The sequence below is a fragment of the Kineococcus gurbantunggutensis genome, from assembly GCF_050871925.1.
Taxonomy (GTDB): domain Bacteria; phylum Actinomycetota; class Actinomycetes; order Actinomycetales; family Kineococcaceae; genus Kineococcus.
Map to the genome: position 1 here is coordinate 1 of NZ_JBJLSG010000197.1, position 7,991 is coordinate 7,991.

Here is a 7,991-nt window from a genome sequence, read left to right on the forward strand (position 1 = left end):
GCCCCGCCGCCCCGGGCGGGGGCGGCGGGGCGGGCGCGGTGCAGCGGTGGGGCGGGGGGACGCTCAGACGGTCCGGGCGAAGGGGTCCCAGTCCGCCGGCAGCGGCTCGGCCGCCTCCACGGTGCTGGTCACGTCGACGAAGCTGCGGCTGCGGATCGACTCGTCGATCGAGATCATGACGTCGACGACGTGGTGCGCCAGGGCGCCCTGCACGCGGTGCGGGCGGCCGGCGCGGATGGCGCGGGCCATCTCCAGCGCCCCGGTGCCGCGGGTGGACAGCGCCTTGGTGGAGGCCAGCAGCTCCCACTCCTCCGAGCCGGTGCGCCGGATGCGCACGTCGCCGTCGAAGTTGTTCGGGTCGGGCACCTCCAGGGTGGCCTCGGTGCCGGTGATCTCCACGAAGCCGTGCCGCTGCAGGGGCGAGTCGAAGCTGAGGATGCTCTGCGAGCTCTGCCCGCCCTCGAACTGCGCCAGGGCGCTGACGTGCGTGGGCACGGTGACGTCGAAGCTCTCCCCGGCCCTGGGCCCCGAGCCGATGACGCGGGACTCGCGCGACTTCGAGCCGACCGCCGCGACCGCCGCCACCGGCCCGAACGCCTGCACCAGGAGGGTGAAGTAGTAGGGGCCGATGTCGAACAGCGGGCCGGCGCCGTGCTGGAAGAGGAACGCCGGGTTGGGGTGCCAGGACTCCGGGCCGGGGGACTGCATGAGCGTCAGCGCGGTCAGCGGGGTGCCGATGTCGCCGCGGCGCAGCGCCGTCAGGGCGGTCTGCAGGCCGGTGCCCAGGAAGGTGTCCGGCGCGCAGCCCAGCCGCACCCCGGCGGCCTGTGCGGCCTCGATGAGCTGCCGGCCGCCCTCGCGGTCCAGCGCGACGGGCTTCTCGCTCCACACGTGCTTGCCGGCCGCGATGGCCTGCAGGGAGACCTCGACGTGGGCGGCGGGGATCGTCAGGTTGATGACGATCTCGACGTCGTCGTTCTGCAGGACCGCGTCGATGCCGCCGTGGTGGGGCACGCCGTGCTCCTCCGCGCGCGCCTTGGCCGCCTCGGGGAACAGGTCGCCGACGGCGTGGACCTCCACGTCGGGGAAGCTGGTGAGGTTCTCCAGGTAGGTGCCGGAGATGACGCCGGCGCCGATGATGCCGATGCCGACGGGGCCGGTGCGCGGCTCGGGGGCGCTCACGCGGACACCCCCGCGGAGGTGAGGTAGGCGTAGCCGCCGGCCACGGCGTCGAAGACGTCGCCGGTGGTGTCGTCGAGCTCGACGACGCCGAGCTGGACGCCGGAGGAGGCGGCCAGGATCGCGGCGACGTCCAGGGAGCCGGCGCCCAGGGCGACCTGGTTCTTCGTCTCGCGGGTGCCGTCGCCGTCCTTGAGGTGCACGGCCTTGACGCGCTCGCCCAGGCGGCCGAGCAGCGCGGCCGGGTCCTGCCCGCCCACGGCCACCCAGTAGGTGTCGACCTCCAGGGCCACGGCGTCGTCGAGGTGGTCGGCGAGGACCTCCAGGGCGGTGCGCCCGCCGATGAGGTTCTCCAGCTCGAACCAGTGGTTGTGGTAGCCGATGGTCACGCCGGCGTCGGCGGCGCGGCGCGAGGCGGCGTTCAGCTCGGCGGCGATCGCGGCCACGTCCTCGGCGGTGGTCCACCGGGCGGGGTCGACGAAGGGCTCGACGACCAGCGTGGTGCCGGTGGTGGCGGCCGCGGCGAGGACCTCCTCGACGTCGCCGCCGACGACCTTGGCGTGGGAGCTGGGCGCGCTCAGCCCGTGGGCGCTCAGGCCGGGGGCGAGCTTGGCGGCCCACTCGGTGAGCCCGAAGGGCTCGACCTTGCGGAAGCCGATCGACGCCAGGCGGCCGAGGGTGCCCTCGGGGTCGGCCGCGAGCGCGTCGCGGACCGTGTACAGCTGCACGGAGATCTTGTCGGTGTCGAGCACGTCGTCCTCTCGGGTCTTCGCCGGGTCCGGTCGGAGGGCGTGACCCGCGGGCGACGCTGCCGAACCGGTTCAGCACACGGTAGGGGGCGCGGTGCGCCGGGCGCCAGCCCCTCCCCCCGGGCTGCTCCGCGCGGGTGCCGCCGCACGCCCGCGCCCGGCCCGCGCCGGTTACCGTCGGGGCGTGACCGCCGACCTGAGCGACGAGCAGCTGCGCTTCCTGCAGGAGACCTTCGACCTCGCCCGCGAGGGCCGCACCGCGGCGCTGGCCGAGCGCCTGGACCTCGGCGTGCCGGTGGACCTGACCACCTCCGGCGGCGACACGATGCTCATCCTGGCCGCCTACCACCGCCACGAGGACACCGTGCGGCTGCTGCTGGAGCGCGGCGCCGACCACGCCCGCGTCAACGACAAGGGCCAGACCGCGCTGGGCGCGGCGGTCTTCCGGCAGGACGAGGCCGTCGTGCGCGCGCTGCTGGCCGCCGGGGCCGACCCCGAGCTGGGCCGGCAGTCCGGCGTGGCGGTGGCGCAGGTGTTCGAGCTGCCGCACATGCTGGCGGTGCTGCGGGGGCAGTGACGCGGCTGCGGCGCCCGGGGGCTCCCCGAGCCGCAGCAGCGGCGGTTAACCTGCTGGCGTGCCGCAGTACCGGATCCGCGAGGTCGCCGAGCTGCTCGGGGTCTCCGACGACACCGCCCGCCGCTGGGCCGACTCCGGCGCCCTGCCCGCCGGGCGCGACGAGGCCGGCCGGCTGGTCGTGGACGGCGCGGCGCTGGCCGCCTTCGCCGTCGAGCACGCCGCGGCCGCGGCCCCCGACGCCACCCGGGTGGCCCGCTCCGCGCGCAACCGCTTCGCCGGGCTGGTCACCCGCGTCGTGGCCGACGGCGTCATGGCGCAGGTGGAGATGCAGTGCGGCCCGCACCGCGTGGTCTCCCTCATGAGCCGCGAGGCCGCCGAGGAGCTGGGCCTGCGGGCGGGCAGCCGCGCCACCGCCGTCGTCAAGGCCACCACCGTCGTCGTCGAGACGCCCGAGGGGGGCCGCTCGTGAGGGCCCGCGCCGCCGCCGCGCTGCTGGCCGCGGCCCTGCTGCCGGCCGCCTGCTCGGTCGGGGGGCCCGCCCCCGGCGCGGCGGGGCGCAGCACCCTGAACGTCTTCGCCGCCGCCTCCCTGCAGGGCACGTTCACCGAGATCGGCGAGCGCTTCGAGCGCGCCCACCCCGGCGTCGCCGTCGCCTTCAGCTTCGCCGGCTCCTCGGACCTGGCCGCGCAGGTCGCCGAGGGCGCCCCCGCCGACGTCCTCGCCGCCGCCGACGAGGCCACCGCCGCCCGGGTCGCCGCCGCGGGCCTGACCGCGGGCGAGCCGGTGCCCTTCGCCACGAACGTGCTGCAGATCGCCACCCCGCCGGGCAACCCCGCCGGCGTCACCGCCTTCGCCGACCTCGCCCGCCCCGGCGTGGACGTCGTCGTGTGCGCCCCGCAGGTGCCGTGCGGGGCGGCCGCGCGCGCCGTGCAGGCCTCCACCGGCGTGACCCTGTCCCCGGTCAGCGAGGAGTCCTCCGTCACCGACGTCCTGGGCAAGGTCGCCGCCGGCGAGGCCGACGCGGGCCTGGTGTACGTCACCGACGTGCGCGCCGCCGGCGGCGCCGTCACCGGCGTGCCGCTGCCCGAGGCGGCCGACGCGGTGAACACCTACCCGATCGCCGCGCTGCGCGGGGCCGCCGAGCCGGACCTGGCCCGCGGCTTCGTCGAGCACGTCACCGGCCCCGAGGGGCGCGCCGTGCTCGGCGCGGCGGGTTTCGGGACGCCCGGGCGGTGACCGCCCGGTGCTGACGGCGGGCCGGGACCCGCGGGGCGGCGCGGCGGAGGGGAGCGCGCTGCCCCGGTGGGTCCTGCTCCCGGCGGCCGCGGGCGCGCTGCTGGTGCTCGTGCCGCTGCTCGCCGTCGTCGCGCGCGTGGACTGGCGCACCTTCGGCCCCCTGGTCACCTCCCCCTCCTCGCTGTCGGCGCTGCGCCTGAGCCTGCTCACCGCCGCGCTGAGCACCGCGTGCTGCGCGCTGCTGGGGGTGCCGCTGGCGCTGGTGCTGGCGCGCGCCCGCTCGCCCTGGCTGCGCCTGCTGCGCTCGCTGGTGCTGGTGCCGCTGGTGCTGCCGCCGGTCGTGGGGGGCCTGGCGCTGCTGTGGGCGCTGGGCCGCAACGGCCTGCTGGGCGGCGTGCTGGAGGTCGCCGGGGTGCGGGTGGCGTTCAGCACGGCCGCGGTGGTGCTGGCGCAGGCCTTCGTCTCGCTGCCGTTCCTCGTGCTCAGCGTGGAGGGGGCGCTGCGCACCGCCGGGCAGCGCCACGAGCGCGTGGCCGCCACCCTGGGCGCGCGCCCCGGGCGGGTGCTGCTGCGCGTGACGCTGCCGCTGGTGGGGCCCGGGCTGTTGTCGGGCTCGGTGCTCGCCTTCGCCCGCTCGCTGGGCGAGTTCGGCGCCACGCTGACGTTCGCGGGCAACCGCGAGGGCGTCACCCGCACCCTGCCGCTGGAGGTCTACCTGCTGCGCGAGAGCGACCCGTCCGCCGCGGCGGCGCTGTCGCTGCTGCTGGTGGTCGTCAGCGTCCTCGTCGTCGCGGGGGTGCGCGGGCGCGCCGGGGGCGGCGGGTGACGGGCGGGCTGGAGGTGTCCGTGCGGCACGAGCCGCGCGGCCTGGCCGTCGACCTGCGCGTGGCCCCGGGGGAGGTGCTGGCCGTGCTGGGCCCCAACGGCGCGGGCAAGTCCACGCTGCTGGACCTGCTGGCCGGGCTGCTGCGCCCCACCGCCGGGCGCGTGGTGCTCGACGGGCGCGTGCTGGCCGCCGCCGGGGCGCGGCCGGAGGTGTTCGTGCCCGCGCACCGGCGCGGCGTCGCGCTGCTGGCGCAGGACCCGCTGCTCTTCCCGCACCTGAGCGCCGCCGCCAACGTCGCCTTCGGCCCGCGCAGCTCCGGCGTCCCGCGCGCCGCGGCCCGTGCGCAGGCCCTGCGCTGGCTGGAGGCGGTGGGCGCCGCCCACCTCGCCGGGCGCCGCCCGCGGGCGCTGTCCGGCGGGCAGGCGCAGCGGGTGGCGCTGGCGCGCGCGCTGGCGACCCGGCCGCGGCTGCTGCTGCTCGACGAGCCGCTGGCCGCCCTGGACGTCGAGGCCGCCCCGCGGGTGCGCCAGGTGCTGCGCGACGTGCTGCGCGGGGGCGGCGGGGAGGGCGGCGGCCCCGCGGCGCCCGGCGGCGTCGTGCTGGTGACCCACGACCTGCTCGACGTGCTGGCGCTGGCCGACCGCGCGGCGGTGCTGCAGGACGGCCGCGTCGTCGAGCGCGGCACCGTGCACGAGGTCCTCACCCGCCCGCGCAGCGCGTTCGCCGCCCGCACCGCCGGGCTGGTCCTGCTGCGCGGGCGGGCCACCGCCGCCGGGCTGCGCACCGGCGACGGCACCGAGGTCGCCGGGGTCCTGGGCCCCGGCTGCCGGCCCGGCGAGCCGGCCGTCGCGGTCGTGGACCCCGCGCGCGTGCTGCTGCGCGCGCCCGGCGTCGTGCCCGGCGTCGTGCCCGGCGTCGTGCCCGGCGTCGTGCCCGGCGGCGCGGACGTGCCCGCGCGGGGGGCCGCCAACCGGTGGCCCGTCGTCGTGGAGCAGCTCCAGCCGCGCGGGCGCACCGTGCGCGTGCAGGGCCGGTGCGGGCCGCTGGAGCTGTTCGCCGACGTCCCCGTGGAGGCGGTGGCCGCCGCGCGCCTGGCGCCCGGCGACGAGGTCCGCTTCGAGGCCGGGGCCGCCGCCGTGCGGGTGCACCCCGCGCCCGGTCCGCAGCACGGCTGATCCGGGCCCGCGCGAACCCCTCCGAACGGGGGACGCGGGCGCGCTCGGGCACTGCCTAGGTTCGGGCGGGTGCTCGTCCTCGACTCCATCACCCGACGGTTCGGCGACCGCACCGCGCTGGACGCCGTGAGCCTGGCCGTGCCCGACGGCCGCATGGTCGGTTTCGTGGGCGCCAACGGCGCCGGCAAGACCACCACGATGCGCATCGCCCTGGGGGTGCTGGCCCCCGACGCCGGGACCGTGACGTTCCGCGGGCGCGCACCGGACCTGGCCCAGCGCCGCCGGTTCGGGTACATGCCCGAGGAGCGCGGCCTGTACCCCAAGGGCCGGCTGCTGGAGCAGCTGGTGTTCCTGGCCCGCCTGCACGGCGTGGACCGCGCCGCCGCCACCGCCCGGGCGCGGGACCTGCTGGAGCGCCTGGGCCTGGGCGGGCGCGCGCAGGAGAAGCTGGAGGCCCTCTCGCTGGGCAACCAGCAGCGCGTGCAGGTCGCCGCCGCCCTCGTGCACGACCCGGAGCTGCTCGTGCTCGACGAGCCGTTCTCCGGCCTGGACCCCCTGGCCGTCGACGCGATGGCCGAGCTGCTGCGCGAGCGGGTGCGCGCCGGGGTGGGCGTGCTGTTCTCCAGCCACCAGCTCGACCTCGTCGACCGGCTGTGCGACGAGCTCGTCATCCTCGCCGGCGGGCGCGTGGTCGCCGCCGGGGAACCGGAGGAGCTGCGCCGGGCGCGCTCCGGTTCCCGCTACGCGCTCGCCGCGGACGGGCCGCTGGGCTGGGTGGGCGAGGTGCCCGGCGTGCGCGTGGTGGAGTCCGCCCCGGGCCGCGTCGTGCTGGAGGCCCTGGCCGCCGGCGCCGACCAGCGCGTGCTCGCCGAGGCCCTGGCCCGCGGGCCGGTGCGCTCCTTCGCCCCGCTCGTGCCCTCGCTGTCGGAGCTGTTCTCGGAGGTGTCGCGGTGAGCGCGGCGGTGCAGCGGCCGGTGGACCGCTCGGTGCAGGGGCAGTGGTGGCTGGTGGCCGACCGGGAGATCCGGGAACGGCTGCGCGACAAGGGTTTCGTGTTCTCCACGGTCCTGCTGCTGGTCATCGTGGTGGTCGCCGCGTTCCTGCCGGGGCTGCTCTCCGGCGGCACCGACCGCTACGCGGTGGCCGCCACGGGCGCGACCGCGCCGCTGCTGGCCGAGCGGCCCGGCGAGGCCGGCGACGTGGAGGTGTCCGTGCGCACCGTCGCCGACGCGGCCGCCGCCGAGGCCGCCGTGCGCGCCGGCGACGCCGACGCCGCGGTGCTGCCCGCCGCCGGCGGCGGCGTGGAGGTCGTCGGGGACCGCAACGTGCCCGACGGGCTGACGCAGGTCCTCACCGCGCGCGTGCTCGCCGCCGAGTCGCTGGCGCTGCTGGGCGCCGCGGGCCTGGACGCGGCGACCGCCGAGCGGGCGCTGGCCCCGCCGCCGCCGGTGCAGCGGCTGCTCGCCCCGGACGCGGTGGACCCGCTGACCACCCGGCTGCTGGGCCTGGCGTTCTCGATCCTGTTCCTGCAGATCGTGGTGATCTTCGGGTACTCCATCGCGCAGAGCGTCGTGCAGGAGAAGCAGACCCGCGTGGTGGAGCTGCTGGTGACCACCGTGCCGGTGCGCCAGCTCCTCGTCGGCAAGATCGTCGGCAACGGCCTGCTGGCCCTGGGGCAGATCCTGATCCTGGTCGCCGCGGGCCTGGGCGGGCTGGCGGTCGCCGACCGCGAGCTGCTGCGCAGCCTGCCCAGCGTGCCCAGCGCGGCGGTGTGGTTCGTCGTCTTCTTCGTCGTCGGGTTCGCGATGCTCTCGTGCCTGTGGGCGGCCGCCGGCGCGATGGCCAACCGGCTGGAGGACCTGCAGTCCACCGCCACGCCGGTGCAGATGCTCGTCATGCTGCCGTTCTTCGCGACCTTCGCCGCCAACGACCCCGGCACCCTGCAGAGCGTGCTGTCCTACGTGCCGCTGTCCTCGCCGATGGTCATGCCCAAGCGGGTGCTGCAGGGCGACGTGGGCTGGCTCGAGCCGCTGCTGGCGCTGGCGGTCATCGCCGCCACCGCCGCGGTGTTCGTCGCCGTGGCGCGGCGGCTGTACGAGAACTCCCTGCTGCAGACCGGCCGCAGCCTCTCGCTGCGCTCGGCCTGGCGCCGCGCGGCCTGAGCGGGCGGGGGGGGGGGGGGGGGGGGGGGGGGGGGGGGGGGGGGGGGGGGGGGGGGGGGGGGGGGGGGGGGGGGGGGGGGGGGGGCG

Annotated in this window: 9 protein-coding genes and 1 pseudogene; 8 read left to right on the plus strand and 2 right to left on the minus strand. The window is 78.0% G+C overall.

The genetic code is table 11. From position 1 onward, the window contains the following. Positions 1-63: 63 nt before the first annotated feature. Both ACRYR7_RS22790 and ACRYR7_RS22795 read right to left on the minus strand, forming a co-directional pair. Complete coding sequence (locus ACRYR7_RS22790; RefSeq protein ID WP_432574415.1) at positions 64-1,182, minus strand: Gfo/Idh/MocA family protein; 1,119 nt, start codon at positions 1,180-1,182, stop codon at positions 64-66. Further along, a complete protein-coding gene (locus tag ACRYR7_RS22795) occupies positions 1,179-1,931 on the minus strand; it encodes a sugar phosphate isomerase/epimerase family protein (RefSeq protein WP_432574417.1) in 753 nt (250 codons plus the stop codon). Before ACRYR7_RS22795 ends, ACRYR7_RS22790 begins: the two co-directional genes overlap by 4 nt. Before the next feature lie 181 nt (positions 1,932-2,112). Here ACRYR7_RS22795 and ACRYR7_RS22800 point away from each other — a divergent pair, with 181 nt between their 5' ends. The 8 genes and pseudogenes from ACRYR7_RS22800 to ACRYR7_RS22835 all read left to right on the plus strand — a co-directional run bounded on the left by ACRYR7_RS22800 (position 2,113) and on the right by ACRYR7_RS22835 (position 7,904). Next, positions 2,113-2,505, plus strand: a complete 393-nt coding sequence (locus tag ACRYR7_RS22800) for an ankyrin repeat domain-containing protein (RefSeq protein ID WP_432574419.1) — start codon at positions 2,113-2,115, stop codon at positions 2,503-2,505. 58 nt (positions 2,506-2,563) lie between these two features. Then, positions 2,564-2,974: a TOBE domain-containing protein gene (locus ACRYR7_RS22805; protein ID WP_432574420.1), complete on the plus strand. Its 411-nt coding sequence runs from the start codon at positions 2,564-2,566 to the stop codon at positions 2,972-2,974. Beyond that, positions 2,971-3,741, plus strand: a complete 771-nt coding sequence (gene modA, locus ACRYR7_RS22810) for a molybdate ABC transporter substrate-binding protein (RefSeq protein WP_432574422.1) — start codon at positions 2,971-2,973, stop codon at positions 3,739-3,741. Before ACRYR7_RS22805 ends, modA begins: the two co-directional genes overlap by 4 nt. 10 nt (positions 3,742-3,751) lie before the next feature. Next, positions 3,752-4,567 (plus strand): ABC transporter permease, encoded by an 816-nt coding sequence (locus tag ACRYR7_RS22815; protein ID WP_432574428.1) that lies wholly within the window; start codon positions 3,752-3,754, stop codon positions 4,565-4,567. Positions 4,568-4,608: 41 nt separating this feature from the next. Continuing rightward, positions 4,609-5,049, plus strand: a pseudogene (locus ACRYR7_RS22820) (ATP-binding cassette domain-containing protein); the annotation flags it as partial. A gap of 465 nt (positions 5,050-5,514) precedes the next feature. Continuing rightward, complete coding sequence (locus ACRYR7_RS22825; protein ID WP_432574429.1) at positions 5,515-5,742, plus strand: TOBE domain-containing protein; 228 nt, start codon at positions 5,515-5,517, stop codon at positions 5,740-5,742. Between the two features lie 69 nt (positions 5,743-5,811). Continuing rightward, positions 5,812-6,696 (plus strand): ABC transporter ATP-binding protein, encoded by an 885-nt coding sequence (locus ACRYR7_RS22830; RefSeq protein WP_432574424.1) that lies wholly within the window; start codon positions 5,812-5,814, stop codon positions 6,694-6,696. Further along, positions 6,693-7,904, plus strand: a complete 1,212-nt coding sequence (locus ACRYR7_RS22835) for an ABC transporter permease (RefSeq protein WP_432574426.1) — start codon at positions 6,693-6,695, stop codon at positions 7,902-7,904. Before ACRYR7_RS22830 ends, ACRYR7_RS22835 begins: the two co-directional genes overlap by 4 nt. Positions 7,905-7,991: the final 87 nt, after the last annotated feature.